Origin of the sequence: Pseudomonas sp. Leaf15 (assembly GCF_001421425.1) — a bacterium.
Classification (GTDB): domain Bacteria; phylum Pseudomonadota; class Gammaproteobacteria; order Pseudomonadales; family Pseudomonadaceae; genus Aquipseudomonas; species Aquipseudomonas salomonii.
Genome location: NZ_LMKI01000023.1, coordinates 454,163 through 473,730, shown reverse-complemented (window position 1 = coordinate 473,730; position 19,568 = coordinate 454,163). Strand labels below are relative to the sequence as shown.

The 19,568-nt window shown below is 62.0% G+C and carries 20 protein-coding genes; 9 read left to right on the top strand and 11 right to left on the bottom strand.

Features of this window, described 5'->3' with window-relative positions; genetic code table 11:
* Positions 1–245: 245 nt before the first annotated feature.
* The 3 genes from ASE80_RS18425 to ASE80_RS18415 are packed head-to-tail and all read left to right on the top strand — an operon-like array spanning position 246 to position 1,676.
* Positions 246–464 (top strand): DUF6434 domain-containing protein, encoded by a 219-nt coding sequence (locus tag ASE80_RS18425; protein ID WP_056860200.1) that lies wholly within the window; start codon positions 246–248, stop codon positions 462–464.
* Positions 461–931 (top strand): RidA family protein, encoded by a 471-nt coding sequence (locus ASE80_RS18420; protein ID WP_056860199.1) that lies wholly within the window; start codon positions 461–463, stop codon positions 929–931. The genes ASE80_RS18425 and ASE80_RS18420 overlap by 4 nt, the downstream gene beginning before the upstream one ends.
* Before the next feature lie 7 nt (positions 932–938).
* Positions 939–1,676 carry a CPBP family intramembrane glutamic endopeptidase gene (locus ASE80_RS18415; RefSeq protein WP_056860198.1) on the top strand — a complete coding sequence of 246 codons (738 nt, stop codon included), beginning with the start codon at positions 939–941 and terminating at the stop codon, positions 1,674–1,676.
* Positions 1,677–1,817: 141 nt separating this feature from the next.
* Here the strand turns inward: ASE80_RS18415 and ASE80_RS18410 are convergent, their stop codons facing one another.
* Positions 1,818–3,518, bottom strand: coding sequence for an amidase (locus ASE80_RS18410; RefSeq protein ID WP_082463645.1), 1,701 nt, complete (start codon positions 3,516–3,518; stop codon positions 1,818–1,820).
* Positions 3,519–3,573: 55 nt separating this feature from the next.
* Entirely contained in the window at positions 3,574–4,356 is a 783-nt protein-coding gene (locus ASE80_RS18405) for a helix-turn-helix domain-containing protein (RefSeq protein ID WP_056860196.1), read from the bottom strand.
* 83 nt (positions 4,357–4,439) lie between these two features.
* On the opposite strand from ASE80_RS18405, the gene ASE80_RS18400 reads away from it, so the two are divergent.
* Positions 4,440–4,745, top strand: a complete 306-nt coding sequence (locus ASE80_RS18400) for a DUF2834 domain-containing protein (RefSeq protein WP_056860195.1) — start codon at positions 4,440–4,442, stop codon at positions 4,743–4,745.
* Between the two features lie 245 nt (positions 4,746–4,990).
* Here ASE80_RS18400 and ASE80_RS18395 read toward each other — a convergent pair whose 3' ends face one another.
* From ASE80_RS18395 to ASE80_RS18385, 3 genes are read right to left on the bottom strand one after another with little or no spacing between them, the layout of a single operon-like run.
* Positions 4,991–5,914 carry a sugar ABC transporter substrate-binding protein gene (locus tag ASE80_RS18395; RefSeq protein ID WP_056860194.1) on the bottom strand — a complete coding sequence of 308 codons (924 nt, stop codon included), beginning with the start codon at positions 5,912–5,914 and terminating at the stop codon, positions 4,991–4,993.
* Between the two features lie 42 nt (positions 5,915–5,956).
* On the bottom strand, positions 5,957–7,081 hold the full coding sequence (locus ASE80_RS18390; protein WP_056860193.1) for a phytanoyl-CoA dioxygenase family protein: 1,125 nt from the start codon (positions 7,079–7,081) through the stop codon (positions 5,957–5,959).
* On the bottom strand, positions 7,081–7,926 hold the full coding sequence (locus tag ASE80_RS18385; RefSeq protein ID WP_056860192.1) for an SDR family oxidoreductase: 846 nt from the start codon (positions 7,924–7,926) through the stop codon (positions 7,081–7,083). Before ASE80_RS18385 ends, ASE80_RS18390 begins: the two co-directional genes overlap by 1 nt.
* 123 nt (positions 7,927–8,049) lie before the next feature.
* On the opposite strand from ASE80_RS18385, the gene ASE80_RS18380 reads away from it, so the two are divergent.
* Both ASE80_RS18380 and iolG read left to right on the top strand, forming a co-directional pair.
* Entirely contained in the window at positions 8,050–9,075 is a 1,026-nt protein-coding gene (locus ASE80_RS18380) for a LacI family DNA-binding transcriptional regulator (RefSeq protein WP_056860191.1), read from the top strand.
* A gap of 33 nt (positions 9,076–9,108) precedes the next feature.
* The gene (iolG, locus tag ASE80_RS18375) at positions 9,109–10,113 is read left to right on the top strand and encodes an inositol 2-dehydrogenase (RefSeq protein WP_056860190.1); all 1,005 of its coding nucleotides are present in this window, start codon (positions 9,109–9,111) and stop codon (positions 10,111–10,113) included.
* Here iolG and ASE80_RS18370 read toward each other — a convergent pair.
* Together ASE80_RS18370 and ASE80_RS18365 are read right to left on the bottom strand one after the other, a co-directional pair.
* Positions 10,110–11,270, bottom strand: a complete 1,161-nt coding sequence (locus ASE80_RS18370; protein ID WP_017138959.1) for a GGDEF domain-containing protein — start codon at positions 11,268–11,270, stop codon at positions 10,110–10,112. The genes iolG and ASE80_RS18370 overlap by 4 nt on opposite strands.
* Before the next feature lie 110 nt (positions 11,271–11,380).
* On the bottom strand, positions 11,381–12,592 hold the full coding sequence (locus tag ASE80_RS18365; protein ID WP_056860189.1) for an MFS transporter: 1,212 nt from the start codon (positions 12,590–12,592) through the stop codon (positions 11,381–11,383).
* A 97-nt stretch (positions 12,593–12,689) separates the two neighbouring features.
* Here ASE80_RS18365 and ASE80_RS18360 point away from each other — a divergent pair, with 97 nt between their 5' ends.
* Positions 12,690–13,511: an AraC family transcriptional regulator gene (locus ASE80_RS18360; protein WP_056860341.1), complete on the top strand. Its 822-nt coding sequence runs from the start codon at positions 12,690–12,692 to the stop codon at positions 13,509–13,511.
* Here the strand turns inward: ASE80_RS18360 and ASE80_RS18355 are convergent.
* The gene (locus tag ASE80_RS18355) at positions 13,504–14,691 is read right to left on the bottom strand and encodes an MFS transporter (protein ID WP_111452759.1); all 1,188 of its coding nucleotides are present in this window, start codon (positions 14,689–14,691) and stop codon (positions 13,504–13,506) included. The genes ASE80_RS18360 and ASE80_RS18355 overlap by 8 nt on opposite strands.
* Positions 14,691–15,713 (bottom strand): alpha/beta hydrolase, encoded by a 1,023-nt coding sequence (locus ASE80_RS18350; protein WP_056860187.1) that lies wholly within the window; start codon positions 15,711–15,713, stop codon positions 14,691–14,693. The genes ASE80_RS18355 and ASE80_RS18350 overlap by 1 nt, the downstream gene beginning before the upstream one ends.
* Before the next feature lie 166 nt (positions 15,714–15,879).
* Between ASE80_RS18350 and ASE80_RS18345 the strand changes: the two genes are divergently transcribed.
* Positions 15,880–16,797 (top strand): AraC family transcriptional regulator, encoded by a 918-nt coding sequence (locus ASE80_RS18345; RefSeq protein ID WP_056860186.1) that lies wholly within the window; start codon positions 15,880–15,882, stop codon positions 16,795–16,797.
* Here ASE80_RS18345 and ASE80_RS18340 read toward each other — a convergent pair.
* Positions 16,772–17,278, bottom strand: coding sequence for a GAF domain-containing protein (locus tag ASE80_RS18340; protein WP_056860185.1), 507 nt, complete (start codon positions 17,276–17,278; stop codon positions 16,772–16,774). The two genes, ASE80_RS18345 and ASE80_RS18340, sit on opposite strands and share 26 nt — an antisense overlap.
* Before the next feature lie 52 nt (positions 17,279–17,330).
* On the bottom strand, positions 17,331–18,833 hold the full coding sequence (gene proP / locus ASE80_RS18335; protein WP_017138953.1) for a glycine betaine/L-proline transporter ProP: 1,503 nt from the start codon (positions 18,831–18,833) through the stop codon (positions 17,331–17,333).
* Between the two features lie 153 nt (positions 18,834–18,986).
* On the opposite strand from proP, the gene ASE80_RS18330 reads away from it, so the two are divergent.
* Entirely contained in the window at positions 18,987–19,517 is a 531-nt protein-coding gene (locus ASE80_RS18330) for a GNAT family N-acetyltransferase (protein WP_056860184.1), read from the top strand.
* Positions 19,518–19,568 lie beyond the last annotated feature (51 nt).

Here is a 19,568-nt window from a genome sequence, read left to right as displayed (position 1 = left end):
TTGTTGTTGGGGGTGAACACGACAATTTAAGTCGTCGTACAACCATGCAATATTTTCGAGCGGGAAAGAAAGTGAAATTTTGAAATATCTCGAAAAGATTAGGTTTGATGACGTTATAAACAGCTCGCGTTCTTGTACGACGTCCCAACACATCAAATAAGTGCGGGCGGCACACCATGTCGCTTCCAGCACCACAAGCCGATCGCTATGCTACTGCGCAAATAACAAACCACCCGAGAGACAACATGGATTTTGACTGGCACAGCGACGTCATCACCCGCGCCACTCCCGTGACCCCACACTACAAAAATACCCAGAACGTTCGCCGTTTCATGCTTGAACACTGTGGCCCGACGTTCAAGTTCGACCGGCCGTTCATGGCCTGGATCCGCAACGACTTGCCCAAAACCCTGGGCGATGTGGTGGATGAGTGGCAACGCCGCAACGAGGACACACGCCCATGACCCGCGACGAAAAATACCAGGCTGCGCAGGAGCGCATTGGCTACCGGCTGGAAGAATTCAAAATCGGCGGCAACTACACGCCGTGGGTGCGCGATGGCAACCAGCTGTACATCAGCGGCCAGATTCCGCGTGTCGGCGACACCGTTATGCTGCCGGGCAAGGTCGGCGAAAGCCTGACCCTGGCCCAGGCGCAAATCGCCGCCAGTATCAGCGCGTTGCGTTGCCTGGGGTTGCTCAAGCAGGCGCTGGGTTCGCTGGATCAGGTCAAGACCCTCGCGCGTATCACCGTGTATGTGCGCAGCGCCGAAGACTTTGATCAGCAGAGTGAAGTGGCCAACGCCGCGTCGGACCTGTTCCACGAAATCCTCGGCGCTGCCGGTGTGCACACGCGCACGTCGGTGGGGGTGATGCAGTTGCCCAAATCGGCGGCCGTCGAGATCGACATGATCGCTGTTGCACACGATTGAACCGGCGATGATCACCCAAGGGCTTGAGGTACTGATTGACTACTCCGTGCACTTGGCGCCGGGCCTGCTGCTGTTTGGTGCGTGGTTCGCGTTGACGCCAAGGGCGCAGGTGGCGATGCGCATCCTGATCCTGCTGGCGGCGTTTGTGCTGATGCGCGATGTGATGACGCCGCTGGGCATGTGGGCGGTGAGCCGCGATGTGCAGATCGCGTTCAGTGGCAATGCCTTCGTGCTGGCGGCGCTCGGCGGGCTGTCGGTGCTGCTGATCATGCTGCTCTCACGCCTGGCACCGGAGTTGTGGCGGTTGATGCGTTGGTCCATTGGCAACCCGTTGGTTGGCATGGCGGTGGGGGTTGTGGTCGGCTGTTTGATCGGCGTGCCGCTGCGGGTTTACCAAGGCATTGATGCAAGCCAGTTCCACGGCTACTGGGTGTGGTTGCCGGGCATGGTGGTATTGGCCTATGGCGCCAATGCGTTGGAGGAGGTGCTGTTTCGTGGTTTTTTGCAGGGTTATCTGGAGCAACAGGTTTCGCCATTGCGCGCGGCATTGATCAGCGGCGTGGCCTTTGCAGCCTGCCATGGGTTCCTGGCCTTAAGCGTCACCCAACTGGGCTGGCCAGTGTTGCTGTTCACCCTGCTTGAAGGGTTGGCCTGCGCGCTGGTGCGCATGCGTTACGGCGTACTGCCCGCAGCACTGGCCCACGGCACCGCGATCCTGCTGATCGCCGTGCCCTACATGGCCTGATATTAAAGCCTTGATCGTTCCCACGCTCCGCGTGGGAATGCAACCCTGGACGCTCTGCGTCCGCTCTTGAAGTCGTGACGCGGAGCGTCACAGAATGCATTCCCACGCGGAGCGTGGGAACGATCAGTGATCCCACAATTTTTACAGCGGTGGTGTGCGCGGCGGGATCAGGCGTTTGCTGCCGGTGGCTTCGAACGCGCTGGCAAAGCTCAGCAGCGCCGAGTCATCGTACGCGCGGCCGGCAAAGGTCAGGCCGACCGGCATGCCGATGTCGGCCATCACGCCCATCGGCACGGTGACGGTGGGCACGCCGAGGTGGCGGATGGCGAGGTTGCCGTTAGCGACCCACACGCCATTGCTCCAGGCGATGTCGGCACTGGCTTCATTCACGTCGGCATCTGCCGGGCCTACATCGGCCACAGTCGGGAACAACACCGCATCCAGCCCAAGCCTGTCCATCCAGTCTTCCAGGTCGATGCGCCGGGTTTGCTCCAGGCCGCGCAAGCCGTCCGGCACGGTGCTGATCTCGTTCCACGGCGTGATGCCGCGCTGGGCCATGCGCACGTATTCGTCCATGCCGGCGGCCAGGTCATCTTCACGGTTGGGCAGGGTGCCCGGGTCGTGCGGGAAAATCTTCGGCCCGTCGACATCCGCCAAACGGTTGAGCGCCGGGTCGTTGTTGGCGCGCAGGAAGTCGTCAAAAGCCCAGGCCGACAGTTCCCACAATTCGTCGTGCAGAAACTCCTTGGAGACCAGCCCACGGGTAAACACGGTTGGCGCGCCAGGGCGATCGCCTTCGCAGTTGGACACCAGCGGGAAATCCACCTCGATCACTTCAGCACCGGCAGCTTGCAGCGCCTGGCGTGCATCTGCCCACAGGTCGATCACGCTGGCGCGGGTGTTGATCTTCTGCCCGGTCGGCCCGCCGATGCCGGGCTTTTCACTGGTGCCCGCCTCAGGGTCGGCATTGATGTACATGCGCGGCACGCCGAAACGCTTACCGGCGAGGGCTTCGCGGCCCACAGCCAGGTCGGCGTAAGACGCGGGGCGCACCGACGCCACGCTCGGGATCGGCACCCAGGGTTGCAGGCGCCACAGGTCGCCACGGGTGTCGGGGTCTTCAGCGACCACCACATCCAGCACTTCCAGCAGGTCGGCCATGGTGCGTGCATAGGGCACCACCACGTCCATGGTCGGCGTGAGCGGCCAGTTGCCGCGCACCGAAATCACCCCACGGGACGGTGTGTAGGCGCACAACCCATTGTTGGACGCCGGACCGCGCCCGCTCGACCAGGTTTCTTCAGCCACACCAAAGGCGGCGAAGCTTGCCGCCGTGGCGGTGCCCGCGCCGTTGGACGAACCGGAGGCAAACGGTGCAGTCAGGTAGTCGGCGTTGTAAGGGCTTTCGGCACGGCCATACACACCCCGCTGCATCCCGCCATTGGCCATCGGCGGCATATTGGTCTTGCCCAGGCAGATGGCGCCGCCCGCTCGCAGGCGTTCGATGGTGAAGGCGTCGCGCTGCGCAACCAGCTTGGCAAAGGCCGGGCTGCCGGATGCGGCCGTGAGGCCCTTGACCAGGTAGCTGTCCTTGGCGGTATAGGGAATGCCGTCCAATGGCCCCAACGTTTCGCCCCTGGCCCGGCGCGCATCGGACGCCTCGGCTTCTTTAAGGGCTTCGGGGTTGCGCACCACCACGGCGTTCAAGGCGGTGGCGGTCTGCGGGCCGTCGTAGGCATCAATCCGTGCCAGGTAGGCGTTTACCAGTTCAACGGCAGTGGTCTGGCCGGTTTCAAGCGCCGCGCGCAGTTGGGCAATGGAGACTTCGGTAACTTGCATCACGTTTTTTTCGCCGCCTTCAAGTGGGAGGTATGGCGGCAGTCTACGGACAGATATTTCACAAAACCAGCGCGGCATGCTTCGCGTAGGCGGCGCGCATCACTTGCCACGTCGGCTCGTCAGCTGGAATCAGATGCTCGATACGCAGCGACGTGAGGGTGATGTCCTGGGGCATGCCGAACGTGGTGAAGGTCGACAGAAAGCTCAGTTCGCCCTGGGGTGAGCGGATGCGCGTCAGCGCCAAGGGCGGCATGTGTTCGGGCGGTTCGGTGTGGGTGGGCGTCGGCAGACTCGCTAATAAAACCGCCAACTCAGGATTGCCCAGCGCCTCACGGCTGGCGCGTTGCCAGGCAAGCGTGCGGATCTCTTCGGCGTTGATCAGGTGGTCGCCCAAGCCGCCGGTTTGCAACAGCGTGGTCAGCAGATTCAGCCCGTCTGCCGCATCCGGTTCAAGCCCCACCCGTTCAAACAGAACGCCGGTACTGGCATTCGCCGCCAGCACTTGCCACTGGCTGTCCAGCAGAATCGCCGGGGCGGGGTTGTTGGCGTGCAACACATGGCTGACGGCTTCGCGAATCGCGGCCATGGCCGGTGAGGCGAGCGGGGTGGCGGTGTAGCGTGGCGCGTAACCGGCGGCGAGGAACACGCGATTGCATTGCTCAAGCGGCACATCCAGCGCGGTCAATAAGTTGTGCAGCGTGCCCGGGCTCGGCTTGGCGCGGCCGGTTTCGATGTAACTGAGGTGGCGTTGCGAAACCCCGGTGATCAAGGCCAGGTCCAGCTGGCTGAGCTTGGCGTGGCGACGCAGTTGGCGCAGCTGGTCGCCGGCAGTGGTGTCCATGGCGGGTTCATAACCTGTGAGGTCATTGCGAGGGCCAAGACCTTATCACTATCGTGAGCTTCATTCACTTCAAGGAAGAGACCATGCACAGACCCTCTATTGCCCTGGTCGGGTTAGTTGGATTTTCACTCTATACGCTGGTGACGATGCTCACCGCCGAGCAATCGCTGCTGGCTTTCGGGTGGCAATTGATGTCGCGGCCGGACACCGCACAGGTGGTGATCGACCTGTACCTGATGGCGGTGCTGGCGTGCGTGTGGATGTATCGGGATGCGCGTGGTCGCGGGCGGTCGGTAGTGTCTGTGCTGCCGTATTTTGCGCTGACGGCGGTGTTTGTTTCGGTGGGGCCGTTGCTTTATATCGTCGTCAATGGGTTGCGCAATGAATGACCTGCTGGCTATCTACGCAGGCTGCGTGCTCCCCTGGCTGAGCGAGCTTACTGTGGCTAGCGGGCTTACTGTGGCGAGCGGGCTTGCCCCGCGTTGGGGCGCGAAGCGGCCCCGGTAGAGCCACCGCGTTCTCCAGTCAGTACGCGGCGTAGGGTTTCAGGGCCGCTTCGCAGCCCAACGCGGGGCAAGCCCGCTCGCCACAACAAGCCCGCTCGCCACAAGAAAACTTGGCCATAGGCAAGGGCTTAGGGGTTCAAAAACGCCTGGTAATTGTCTTTGGTGATCTGCTGATAAGGAATGGTCAGCTCAGCCACATAGGGTTCCTTCTTGACCATCTTCACCGCCAGATCAATCGAGCCAACGGCCTGGCCTTTGTTGTCCTGATACACCGTCACCAGCAACTGGCCCTTCTTCACTGCGTCCAGCCCCGCTGCGCCGCCATCGCTGCCGGCCACCAGGATGTCCTTGCCCGGTTGCATGCCCGCCTGGCTGATCGCCATGGCGGCGCCAATCGCCATTTCATCTGCATTCGCCGCCACGGCATCGATTTTGCGTCCGGACACAATCCAGTTGCTCATCAGGTCAATCGCCTTGCCGCGCTGCCATTCGGCGCTTTGCTCCTCGACAATCTTGATGTCCGGGTAATCCTTGAGCACCGTCTTCACCCCCAGCGTGCGGTTGTGCGTGGCGTTATTGGACAGCAGCCCGAGCATGATCGCTAGGTTGCCTTTGCCGCCCATTTTCTCTGCCAGATAGCGCATCTGGATTTCCCCGGCCTTGATCTCATCCGAGCCAACATAACCCACGCCCGGCGGCACGTCCTTGAACTCCGGGCGGCGGTTGACGTACACCAGCGGGATCTTGGCCTGCTGGGCATTGACGGTCATTTTCTGCGTGGCCGCCGTGTCCACCGCGTTGACGATAATCGCGTCCATGCCCTGGGCGGTAAAGTTCTGCACCTGATTGAGTTGGCGCACCACATCGCCCTGGGCGTCTTCAAATTGCAGGGTCACGCCGGGTAGCTCCTTGGCGTGGGCCGCCATGTAGTCACGCATCTGTGCGAGGAACACGTCGTCGACCTGGGCGATGCTCACGCCGATACGTATATCCGCCCAGGCCCAGGGCGTAACAGCGAGGGTCAGCAGTGCTGCGAGGAGTTGCTTCTTCATGGTTATGCTCCGTTTTTTTTGTTGTTGTAAAAGCAGTGGGATTCACGCCTGGCGCTTGGCCCGCAGTTGCGCCACGGCAGCGGCGAAGTCTGAATAGGGCCAGCGTTCGTCAAGGGCTTGTTGCATTAATTGCTGCCCGGTTTGCGGGGCTAGCCCGTGCAAGGGCGGGTCGGTGTCGAGGTTGGTGGGGAAGGAATAGCCGTCGGCCGTACAGGCGATCACCGCTTCGGCATTCAACGCAGGGTTGGCCAGCAGCACCGGGTACACCGCGAGCATCATGCGGTCGCGGTCGAGGGCTTCCATGGGCTTGCCGAACGCCGAAGAGATTTGCAGCAGGTTGGCCATGCGCCGGTGGTGGGTGGTGCGGTTGGTGCCCGCCGCGTGGAACAGCGCCGGGTTGAAGAACAGCAGGTCGCCCTTGTTCAGCGGCAGTTGCACGGCGTGCTGCTGGAAGTAGTCGATAAATTCTGCGCGGCGCCAGGCCAGGTAACCCAGCGGGTATTGCTGGGAGAAGGGCAGCAGTTGGGTCGGCCCGCTTTCCAGCGGCATATCCGAATGGGCCACCGCACCTTGCAGCGTCAGGTATTGCGACAACAGGTGCAGCGGCAGCGGAAAGCGTTCAACCACCTCAGTGGTCTGAAAGCCCAGGTGATAGTCACGGTGCGGCTGTTGCGCCTGCCCGCCAGGGTGGACCACGTTCACCTGAGCGGTCATCTGAAAGCTCGGCCCCAGCCACGCTTCGGCGATCAAACCGAGCAGCGGGTTGGCGTAGTACTCGGCAAACGATTCCGGCGACTGCAGCGCGGCTTTCTGCAGCGAATTCCAGATGCGCCCGTTGCTGCCGGCCTGGGCAAAATGGTCGGCGGCCACGCCTTGCGCAGCCTCGTGGGCAAAGATCGCCTCGAACACCTGGCTATGGCGATCGACCACCGCCAGGTCTTCATAGGCCTGGCGCACCACCATCACCCCAGGCCCGTCGCGGAACAGGTGATGCAGCTCATCCATGACGCGCAGGCGTTCGCTGTTGCGTAAAGTGCCGGCCTGATAGATCGGCACATTGCTCACCACCTCGGCACACAGCGGGTAGTCCTCGGCGTTGGTCCGTTGGGCGCAAATACGGCTGAAATCCGCCAGGCGCACCGCTGCGCCGGTCACGAACGCCGACATTACACACCTCCCGGCAGGCTCAACGCCTGGTGTGGTTGCGGGCTGCCGCTGTCGGTGCAGCCGACCACGCCTTGCTCCAGGTCGATCACTGAGCCGGTCATCATCCCCGCTTCACGCGAGAGCAAAAACGCCACGCTTTGCGCCACTTCTTCGGGCTTGAGCAGCCGCCCGAACGGCTGCGCGCGCTCGGCCTCGGCCAACCAGCCGTCCTGCGCGCCGTGGTATTGGCGCTGGATCTGATCCTCGTGAGGCGTGTCCATCCAGCCGATATTCAGGCCATTCACGCGGATGCGATTACGCAATGCGCTGAATGCCACGTTCTTGGTCAATATCGCCAGCGCGCCCTTGGACGCCGCATAGGCGCTCAAAAACGATTGCCCGCCATGCCCGGTGATGCTCTGGATATTCACCACCGCGCCTTCCACGCCGGTGCTGATCATCAGCTTGAGTGCTTCCTGCATCAGAAAAAACGGCGCCCGCACGTTCACCGCAAACAGCCGGTCAAACAGCTCGGGTGAGGTGTCGAGAATGGTGCCGCGATCCGACATGCCGGCGCAGTTCACCAGCCCGTGCAGGGTGCCGAAGTGGGTGCGGGCCGCGTCGATGATCGCGCGGCAATCCTCGACGTTTTCCAGGTCGGCCTCGACAAAAAATGCCTGGCAATCGAGCTGTGCCAGTTGCCGGACCTGTTCTTCGCCCTCGGCGCGGCGGCGCCCGCAGATGATCAGCCCGGCAGCGCCACGCTGCGCCAGGGTATGCGCCACGGCAGCGCCCAAACCCTGGGTGCTGCCGGTGACGACAAAGTATTGGCCGTTGAATGCGCTGGCGAGATCGGTGTGAGGCATGGGGTTCTCCTGAACTTTTTGTTGTTTTGTCGGCCTGGCTCGACGCCGGGCAAAACTGAGACTAGCATTGCAAAACCTCAGTAACGCCCAAAAAAGACCTCAAAAACACCTCAGGCGAACCGCATGCTCGAACGCGCAAAACATTTCTCCATCAAGCAACTCGCGACCCAGGCCGGTGTGAGCAAAGCCACGGTCGACCGCGTGTTGCACCAGCGTGGCAGCGTGCATGCGCAGACCTCTCGGCGCATCGAGCAGGCGCTGGATGAGTTGGAGGCCCAGGAAAAAAACGGCCTGGCAGTGGGGCGCACGTTTCACGTCGATGTGATCATGCACACGCCCCAGCGCTTCAGCGCGGCGGTGCAGGCGGCGATTACTGCGCAATTGGGCAGCCTGGCGCCGTTTCGCATCGCGCCGCGTTTTCACCTGTTTGAAGAAATCGAACCCCAGGCCATGCACGACCAGCTGCTGCGCTGCCTCGATACCGGCAGCCAGGGCGTGGTGCTCAAGGCGGCGGATGAGCCGGCGGTGAATCAGGCCGTCAAGCAACTGATCGCGGCGGGCATTCCCGTGGTGACCCTGGTCACCGACCTGCCGCAAAGCGAGCGCATCGGCTATGTGGGCATGGACAACCGCACCGCCGGCCAGACCGCGGCCTACCTGATGTCGCGCTGGCTGCCCGCGCAACCCCAGGACGTGGCGGTGGTGATCGGCAGCGAACTGTTCCGCGGCGAAGAAGAACGCGAGATGGGCTTTCGCGCCTGGCTGCGTGGGCGTGCCGCGCACCTGCGGGTGCTGGATATCAGCGGCGGTTACGGCGTGTACGACCGCACCTTTGAGCGCGTCACCCAGGCCCTCAAGCAACACCCCGACCTCAAGGCGGTGTACAGCGTCGGCGGCGGTAATCGCGCGATTGTCGACGCCTTCGCCGCCCTCGAGCGCCCGCTGGAGGTGTTTATCGGCCATGACCTGGACGAAGAAAACCGCCAGCTGCTGCTGGAAGAAAAAGTCGCCGCGATCATCGACCACAACCTGCAGATCGATGCCCGCAGCGTGTTTTTGCACATCCTGCAATACCACCGGCTATGGAAGGCCGGGCCGATTGCGCCGTCACAGGTGCAGATCGTGACACCGTTCAACCTGCCGGACTGAAGCTCCCTCAACAACAATTCCAGGAGTTCGACCATGCTACGTATTGCCGTTTTAGGTGCCGGGCGCATCGCCAGGATCCACGCCGCCAACGTCGCCGCTCACCCCAACGCCACGCTGGTACTGGTGGCTGACCCCTGGCGCGAAGGTGTCGACGCGCTCAGCACGCAATTAGGTTGCGAAGCGGCCTATGACTGCGCCGCCGTGCTTGCCCGCCAAGATATTGATGCCGTGGTGATCGGCACGCCCACCGACACCCATATCGACCTGCTGCTGGCGGCGGTGGCCGCAGGCAAGGCGGTGCTGTGCGAAAAGCCGATCGACCTGGATATCGCCAAGGCCCGCAACGCCGCTCAAGCCGTCGAGCGCCTGGGCGGCAAGGTGATGCTCGGTTTCAACCGGCGTTTTGACCCCGACATGCTGCGCCTGCGCCAGGCGCTGGACGCCGGCCAGATCGGCGCCGTGCGCCAGGTGATCATCACCAGCCGCGACCCCGGCCTGGCGCCGCGTGACTACCTGGAACACTCCGGTGGCATCCTGCGCGACATGACCATCCATGACTTCGACACCGCCCGCCACCTGCTCGGCGAGGAACCGGTGGAAGTCAGCGCCTTCGCCAGCCGCCTGGTGGACCCGAGCCTGGCCGACATCGACGACTACGACAGCGTGATGGTGCTGCTGCGCACCGCCTCCGGCAAGCAATGCCACATCAACTGCTGTCGCCAGGCGGTGTATGGCTATGACCAGCGCGTGGAAGTGTCCGGCGCCACGGGCGTGCTGCTCACCGACAACCACCGCCCCAGTACGTTGCGCCATTGGAGTGCCGACCACACCGAAGCGCTGGAGCCGTTGCAGCACTTTTTCCTCGAACGTTACGCAGAGGCTTATCGCAATGAGCTGGCACAGTTCATTGATGCGCTGAATGCGGGTCGAGAGCTACCGACCAGTGTGCGTGATGGCCTGTATGCCTTGCACCTGGCCGATAGTGCATTGGAGTCGGTGAAGACCGGGCGCAGCGTAGCGGTGCATTACGACCTTTAGCCGAACGTGCCGGTCTGGTCCACCAGACGAATGCTGTCGCGCCCGCCACGCTTGGTTTCGTAGAGCGTGGTGTCGCCTTGTTCGATCAGCGCGGCCAGGCTTGCCGGTGGTTGGTCGAACAGGTTGGCGCCGATGCTCAAGGTCACCGGCGCCGGCGTGGTAAAGGTTTCAGCGGCGACTTGCTGGAACTGTTCACGCAAGCGGCTGCCCAGCTCGACAATCTGCTGGGTCGAGGTGTTGTTCAGTAGAATCAAAAACTCGTCCCCACCCAGGCGCGCAGCTAACGCACTTTGGGGTACGACGCTGCGGATCATCTCGCTGAGGGCGATGAGCAAACGGTCGCCGGCGGTATGGCCGTAGAGGTCGTTGACCCCTTTGAAGTTGTCGATATCGATCAACAGCACGGCGCCTGGCTGGGCCGACGAGACTTGCGCCAACAGGCGGGGCGCTTGCAGGTCAAGGGCGCGGCGGTTGAAGAGCGCAGTGAGTGGGTCGCGGGCCGCCAGCCGCGCGATGTGCTGCTCGCGGCGGTAGCGTTCGGAGCCGGTCATCGACAGCGCGATCAACATGATCGCCATCGCACCTTCCACCAGGGACACCTGGATGATTTCGCCCTTGAAGGCAGCCAGGTCAATCAGTGTGCCGGGGATCATCACTGACAACGCTTTAGCTACATAAAACGCGCCATGGATCAGCAGCACATAGCGCAACTGCACCGCGCCGATGCTGAGTGATTTGCCGTGCGGGCGCAGCAAAAAGCTGGCGCGCAGAGTCGGCGCTGCCACCAGCAGCGACTGCACCGCCAGCATGGCTTTGGACCATGGGAGCTCGGCTGGAAGCATCAGCATTCCCAGCCACACCAGCAGCATCAACAGCCATAGCGGTGAAAGGCGCGCCTGGGTAAAACGCGCCACGCCGAGCAGGAACAGAAAGTGCGCAGTCACCAGCAAGCCGTTGGCGAACCAGATGCCGATCATTAACAGGCCACTGCCGCGCAGCAACGCCAGGGTGGAGCCGACGCTGATGGTCGCAAAACCTGCAGCCCAGAACAGCAGGGAAGCCTCGCGTACGCTGCGCCATTCAATGGCCAGATACAACGCGGCAGCGGCGGCCAGCGCGATGGTCAGAATCAGAATCGTAGGAGGGTCGAGCGTCATGTCGTGCCGGGCTGCCTGGGTGTGCGCTTGAAAATCGGGATTGTAAGCGCACACGCAGGTTTTTCAGAGCATTCCGGCTAATAGCACACGGCCAGCCGATAATCGGCGGGTCAGACGCCTTTGGTCGAAGGCAGCAATATCGTCAGGATGCCCGCCAGTGGCAGGAACGAGCAGATCTTATAAACGTACTCAATGCCGTGGTTGTCAGCGAGCAAGCCCAGCAGCGCAGCACCAATGCCGCTGAAGCCGAACATCAGGCCGAAGAAGATACCGGCGATCATGCCCACATTGCCCGGCACCAGTTCCTGGGCGAAGACCACGATGGCCGAGAAGGCCGAGGCGATGATAAAGCCGATGACCACGCTGAGTACGGCGGTCCAGAACAGGTCGACGTAGGGCAGGGCCAGGGTGAAGGGCGCCGCGCCGAGGATCGAGAACCAGATGACTTTCTTGCGCCCGATCTTGTCGCCAATCGGGCCACCGGCGAAGGTGCCCACGGCCACCGCGCCAAGGAACAGGAACAGGTACATCTGCGAACTGGCCACCGACAGCTGGAACTTCTCGATCAGGTAGAACGTGAAGTAGCTGGTCAGGCTGGTCATGTAGAAGTATTTGGAGAACACCAGCAGCGCCAGCACCACCAGGGCAAAGGTCACGCGGCCTTTGGACAGGCCATGAGTGGCCTTGCCACCTTGCTTGAGCTTGAACAGGTTGAGGTGGTTGCGGTACCAGCGGCTCAGGCCGTACAGCACCAGAATCGCAAACACGGCGAACAGCCCGAACCAGGCGATATGGCTCTGGCCGTAAGGAATGATGATCGCCGCCGCCAGCAACGGGCCGAAGGCACTGCCGGTGTTGCCGCCGACCTGGAAGGTCGATTGCGCCAGGCCATAACGCCCACCGGAGGCCAGGCGTGCGACGCGCGAGGTTTCCGGGTGGAAGGTCGACGAGCCGACGCCCACCAGGGCCGCCGCCAGCAAAATGGCCGGGAAGGTGCCGACAAACGCCAGCATCAGAATGCCGATCAAGGTGCACACCATGCCGGCCGGCAACAGCCAGGGCTTGGGGTGGCGGTCGGTGTGGTAGCCGATCCAGGGTTGCAGCAGCGAGGCGGTCAATTGGAAGGTCAGGGTGATCAGGCCCACCTGGGTAAAGCTCAGCCCGTAGTTGGCCTTGAGCATCGGGTAGATCGAGGGCAGCACGGCCTGGATCAGGTCATTGATCAGGTGGGCCAGGGCGCAGGCGCCGAGGACGCGCATGACCAAGGGGCTTACTTGGGGTGTAGTGGTTGCAACGGCGGGTGACGCGGTGACGGTCGTCATGCAGGCATTCCATACAGGGCAGCAAACTGAGGTGGCGAGTACTTGAGCCCGTCACCCATTTCTAATTGTTTCAACGGTTATGCTAAATTCGGTGCCAATGCCTGTCTCACGAAATTCGGGAGGCAACTGTCGCAAAAAGGGCGAAATGATCAAACCACTGAATGAATTTTTGCAGGAAATCGACGCAGGCGACTGGGCTGTCATCAGTTCCGCCACCGATTACCCCGAAAACTGGGTGATCCCCGAGCATAGCCACGAAAAGCACCAGTTACTTTACGCCATCGAGGGCGTGATGGTGGTGCACTCGGCGCACAACCAATGGACGGTGCCGTCCAATCGCGGCTTCTGGATGCCTTGCGGGCAAGTCCACTCGTTGCGCTGTGTGGGCCCGTTGAAAATGCGCAGTGTGTTTGTGCGCCCCGATGCATTCCCGAACCTGCCGACCGAGACCAAGGCGGTGAGCGTTTCGCCGTTGCTGAGTGAGTTGATCAAGGCGTCGGTGAGTTTGAGGCCGCCGTACGCCGAGGACTCACGCGATGCGCGGATCATGCACCTGATCCTCGATGAACTGGCGATTCTGCCGGCGTTGCCGCTGTCGCTGCCGCAACCGGGCGACCCGCGTATCAACCGGATTTGCCTGGCGCTGCAGCAGGATCCTGGGGATGCGTCGACGGTGGAGGATTGGAGTGGGCGGCTTGAGCTGGACCAGAAAACCATCCAGCGTCTGTTTCGCAAGGAAACCGGCTTGACCTTCGGCCAATGGCGCCAGCAGGCGCGGTTGCTGCTGGCGCTGGAGCGCATTGCGGTGGGGCAGAAGATTATCGATGTCGCCATCGAATTGGGTTACGAGAGCCCGAGCGCCTTTACCAGTATGTTCAAAAAGCAGTTTGGCAAGACGCCGAGTCAGTTTTTCAGGTAGGGCGGCTGGCCATCAACCCCGGCGCTGAGTGCAGCGCGGCCAGGCCTGCCAGCAACGCAGCCAGCCCCAGCGTGGCCGCGCTGAGCTCAAAGGTTGCCTGATAACCGCTGTGGTCGAACGCCAGGCCGCCGACAGTGGCACCGGCAGTAATCGCCAATTGAATGATCGCCACCATCAACCCACCGCCGGCCTCGGCATCGTCCGGCAACACGCGCGCCAGCCAGGTCCACCAACCCACCGGCGCGGCGGTCGCCACGAAGCCCCAGCAGCCAAGCAACACGGCGGTGGTGATCGGCGAGCCGCCGAAGGTCACCAGGGCCACGGCAATCCCCGCCATGATCAATGGAATGGCGATCAGCACAGGGTACAGGCGGTTTTTCAGCACGCGCTCTATCAGCACCGTGCCCGCCAGCCCGGCCAGGCCGAGCACCAACAGCAGCAACGAGAGTGTGGAGGTGCTGACCCGCGTGACGCTTTCCAGAAACGGACGCAGGTAAGTGAACAGCATGAACTGGCCCATGAAAAAGCCGCTGATGGCGAGCATGCCCAGGGCCACGGGCGGCTGTTTGAACAAGCGCAGCACGTTGCCGGGCTTGGCCTGGCCTTGCACCTTGATCGCGGGCAAGCTGAACAGCAGCCACAGGCCCGCCGCTACCGCCACCGGCACGACGCAGAAAAATGCGCCGCGCCAACCGATCAGTGCGCCGAGAAAGCTGCCCAAGGGCGCCGCGATCACCGTCGCCAGCGCGTTGCCGCCATTCACGATCGCCAGCGCGCGCGGTACTTGGGCCGTGGGCACCAGGCGCATGGCGGTCGCCGCCGACAGCGACCAGAAGCCGCCAATGGCCACGCCGATCAGCGCGCGACCGAGCATGAACGTCAGGTAGTTCGGCGCCAGCGCCACTACGGTTCCAGACAATATCATCAGGACGGTCAACGCCAACAGCAGACGCTTGCGTTCAACCCGCGCAGCGACGGCGGCGATGACCAGGCTGGTGAGCAGGGCGAACAGGCCGGACACCGAGATGCCTTGGCCGGCCTGGCCTTCGGAAATCTGCAGGTCGGTGGCCAACGGCGTCAGCAGGCTTACCGGCATGAACTCGGAGGCCACCAGTGCGAACGCCGCCAGCGACATCGCAAACACCGCAGCCCAGCTATGCATCTGTGGTTTATCGGACATTATTTCAACTGGCCTTTGAAGAAGGTGGCGAGTCTGTCGAAAGGGATCAGATCGACCCGGTCGTAAAGATCGACATGGCCTGCGCCCGGGATGATCACCAGTTCCTTGGGCTCGGCCGCCCGTTGGTAGGCGTCTTCACTGAACTCACGTGAGTGCGCGTCGGCCCCGGCGATCAACAACAGCGGGCGCGGGGAGAGCGTCTCGATATCGTTGAAGGGGTAGAAGTTCAGGAACTTCACGTTACTGGTCAGGGTCGGCCGCGTGGTGGTTTGCGGTGAGCCGCCGACGGGGGTGAATTCGCCGCGCGCCGTACGGTAGAAATCGTAGAACTCATCACCCACCGCATCGCCGGTAAGCGTGGCTGGCGTGCCGCCGGTGTAGACGGTTTCGCCGCCCTGGAATTCCACATAGCGCTGGTTGGCGGCCTGGCGCAGCAGTTGCTGACGTTGTGCCAGCGTCACGCTATGTTTGAGGCCATTGCGGTTGGCCGCACCCATGTCGTACATGCTCACGGTTGCGATGGCCTTCAAGCGTGGGTCGATCTTCGCGGCGGCGATGGCGAAGCTGCCGCTGCCGCAAATACCGATCACACCGATGCGCTCGCGATCGACCTGCGGGCGGGTACCGAGGAAATCCACGGCGGCGCTGAAGTCCTCGACGTAGAGGTCGGGCAGCACCGCATTGCGTGGTGAGCCTGCGCTGTCGCCCCAGAATGACAAGTCCAGAGAGAGGGTGATGAAGCCTTGTTCGGCCATTTTGGTGGCGTAGAGGTCTGCGCTCTGCTCTTTGACGGCGCCCATCGGGTGTCCCACCACCAGGGCTGCGCTTTTTGCGCCGGGGGCGAGGTTTTTCGGCATGAACAAATGGCCCGCGACCGCCATGCCGTATTGGTTGTTGAAGGTGACGTTTTGCACCGTCACTTGGTCGCTTTTGTAGAAGTTGTCAGCACCGTTGGACATGTCGGCTCCCAATGAAGAAAAAGACGTCAGCAGCACGCTCAGGGCGAGCAAAAGGCTTTTCATGGCGTGATCCCAGATGAGGTCGGTCCGCGCATTTTCCCGGCATGGGCCGGCGTTCTGTAGTGCGTTCCAGTGGATTACTTGCCTGATCCTCTGAGTCTTGTGGGTTGTCGGCGACACTTGCCTGCGGTGCGCGGTACAGTTCGGTCACGCGTTAAAAGAGCCTTTTATGACGATTAATCAATTGCCTCTGAACACCTTGATCCAAGCGATCAACGCGCAGGTCGCGGCGCCCGGCGACTACCCTATGCCAGTCCCGGGCCTGGGCTTTTATCGGCGTGAACAGCCGGCAGCGCCGGTGGTGTGCATGGTCGAGCCGTGTGTGGTGCTGGTGGTCCAGGGTGAAAAACAACTGTGGGTCGGCGGTGAGGGCTACCCCTATGACCCGACGCGATTTCTGCTGACGTCTCTGGATATCCCGGCCAACTCCGAAGTGCTGGTCGCCAGCCCGACCCGGCCCTGCCTGGGCCTGACCTTCAAACTGGACCTGCGCATCCTCGCCGAGCTGATCGCCCAGAGTGAGTTGCCGCCCACTCGGGAGCGGGCGGTGATGAAAGGGGTGGGAATCGGCACGGTCACCGAAGGCATGCTGGCGGCGTTCGCACGCTTGGTCGCTTTGCTGGACGAGCCCGAGGCGATCCCGGTACTCGCGCCGTTGATTCAGCGTGAGATCCACTACCGGCTGCTAAAGACCGACCAGGCCGGGCGCCTGCGTCGGATCTGCGCCGTTGACGGGCAGGGTTATCGGATCGCCAAGGCGATCGATTGGCTGAAGCTCAATTACACCGTGTCGCTGCGGGTGGAGGAATTGGCCGCGCGGGTGCAGATGAGCGCAGCCACCTTTCACCATCACTTTCGCCACCTGACGGCGATGAGCCCTCTGCAGTATCAGAAGTGGCTGCGTTTGAATGAGGCGCGGCGCTTGATGCTCAATGAACATCAAGATGTGTCCAGTGCGGCGTTCAAGGTGGGTTATGAAAGCCCGTCACAGTTCAGTCGCGAGTACAGCCGGCTGTTCGGCGTGCCGCCCAAGCGCGATATGGCCGCCTTGCGCGGCAAGCTTACTGATCAAGCGGGCTCAGGTTAGCGAAGAAAATACAGCCGATCAGCCGCGCAAACAGGCTCAGGGTTTCCGGCAGATTGGGGTCTTCAAACAGCATCGCGCGCGAATCCAGTGCGCACAACGCGCCGAACAGGCGCCCATCGGGCAGGAAGATCGGCGCACCGGCGTAGCTTTCGATGGCGAACTGCTTGACCACCGGGCGTGCGGCGAAGCGGCCGTTGTGGCTGATCTGCGGGATGAACAGAGTCTGCGGGTTAATGCAGAATTCACTGCACAGTGTGGTTTCGAGGTCGAGCACGTCGTCGACATGAATGCCCATGTCGGCCGTGTCATGCACCGAACAGACGACCCACTCAAGGTCGGTGAACTTGGCGATGCCGGCAAAGCGCATGCCGGTCAGGCGGGTGACCAGTTGCAGGATGCTGGTGGTGGCTTCTATCTCGGCGATGGCAGCGCGTTCGTCGGCGCTGAGTAGCGAATGTGCTGCGGTGACGCTTGGAACCATGTTCAGGCACTCCAAAGGCATGGCGGCAGGGGCCGCCACACCAGGTCAGTAGTCAGTTGATGCGTGGGTGCTGCTGCACCAAGTTCTGGCGCTTGGCTTCCAGTTCGGCAATCTGAGTGTCGATGTCTTCGATCTTCTGCTCGATATTGTCGTGGTGCTCTTGCAGTATTTCCTTGGCTTCTGCCATGTCCGAGGCCGCAGGCGCCGCGCCGCGCAGTGGCTTGTTGGCGGTTTCCTTCATGGTCAGGCCGGTGATCAGGCCAACCACGGCAAACACCATCAGGTAGTAGGCGGGCATGAACAGGTCGTTGGTGCTTTCCACCAGCCACGCCACGGCGGTGGGGGTGACACCGGCGATCAATACCGAGACGTTGAACGCACTGGCCAGCGCGCTGTAGCGCAGGTGCGTGGGGAACATCGCCGGCAGGGTCGAGGCCATTACGCCAATGAAGAAGTTGAGGACTACCGCCAGGATCAGCAGGCCGGCGAAGATCAGGCCGATCTTGCCGCTGGTGATCAGCATGAACGCCGGAATGGACAGGAACAGCAGGCCCACGCTGCCGGCGATGATGAAGGGTTTGCGGCCGATCTTGTCGCTGACAAAACCAATGAACGGCTGCACAAACAGCATGCCGACCATGATCGCGATGATGATCAGCACACCGCTGTTTTCTTTGTAATGCAGGTTATGCGACAGGTAGCTGGGCATATAGGTGAGCAGCATGTAATACGTCACGTTGGTGGCCGCGACGATACCGATGCAGGTCAGCAGGCTGCGCCAGTGCTGGGTGGCGACTTCCTTGAAGGAGACTTTGGGGCCGTGGGTCAGGCCTTGGCGGTCGCCTTGTTCGAGCTTGTCCATGTGCTGCTGGAAGGCCGGGGTTTCTTCCAGCGCGTGACGCAGGTAGAGGCCGATGATGCCCAGCGGCAGGGCCAGGAAGAACGGCAGGCGCCAGCCCCAGGCTTCGAAGTCGGCTTCACCGAGGATTGTCGAGATCAGCACCACGACGCCGGCACCGAGCACGAAGCCGGCGATAGAGCCGAAGTCCAGCCAGCTGCCGAGGAATCCGCGTTTACGGTCCGGCGCGTATTCGGCGACAAAGATCGAGGCGCCGGTGTATTCACCGCCCACCGAGAAGCCCTGGGCCATTTTGCACAACAGCAGCAGGATCGGCGCCCAGATGCCTATCGAGGCGTAGCCGGGGATCAGGCCGATGGCGAAGGTGCTCAGGGACATGATCACGATGGTGGCGGCCAATACTTTCTGCCGCCCGTACTTGTCGCCCAGGGCACCGAAGAACAGGCCGCCCAGTGGGCGAATCAGGAAAGGCACGGAGAAGGTGCCCAAGGCAGCGATCATTTGTACGCTGGGTGAGGCGTCGGGGAAGAACACCTTGCCAAGCACGTAGGCGACGAACCCGTAGACACCAAAGTCGAACCACTCCATGGCATTACCCAGTGCGGCGGCGGTGATCGCCTTGCGCACCTTGGTATCGTCGACGATGGTGATGTCTTTCAAACCGATGGGTTTGACGCTTTTCTTACGTAATTTCATGCGGGTCACTCTAAAACTGAACAGGGGAGGTGCCATCGTTGCGATGGCACCGCTCTGTCACTTCAGATACAAGCCGACACCAAATAATTCACCGCTATTTGCGTTTTTTTGCTGATGGGTTGAACTTTATGCCTTCAAGAAGGAATTGTGTACATGCCTGACACCTCCTCACGGCTGATCTATCGCAAGCCAGAAGCCAACGATGTGCAGCGATTATTCGCGATCTTCGGTGACCCGCGGACAAACCTGTTCAACCCTGCCGGGCCGATCGCCAGCCTGGAGCACGCCCAGCGCGTGCTCGACCACTGGCTGGAACAATGGGCCACCCAGGGTTATGGCTGGTGGGCGATTGCCCGCAAGGAACAGCCCGCATACCTCATCGGTTTTGGCGGCATAGCGCCGCTTAATTACCTGACCGAGCGGCGCATCAACCTGGGTTATCGCTTCGCGGTGGAGGCGTGGGGGCAGGGCTACGCCACCGAGTTGGGTCGGGATGCGCTGGCACTGGCCTTCCAGACACTGAATCTGCCGGAGGTCTTCGGCCTGGTGCGGCCCGATCACGCAGCCTCGATCCGTGTGTTGGAAAAGCTCGGCATGCAACCCTGCGGCATGCTCGACGATGTACCGGGCAAGGCGCCTAGCCGAGTGTTTAGCATTCGTCGTCCTACAACTGCTTTGCGCTGATTGCTTGCACGCCCGTGTAATACCTGAATAAACGCCAATCTTTCAGATTGA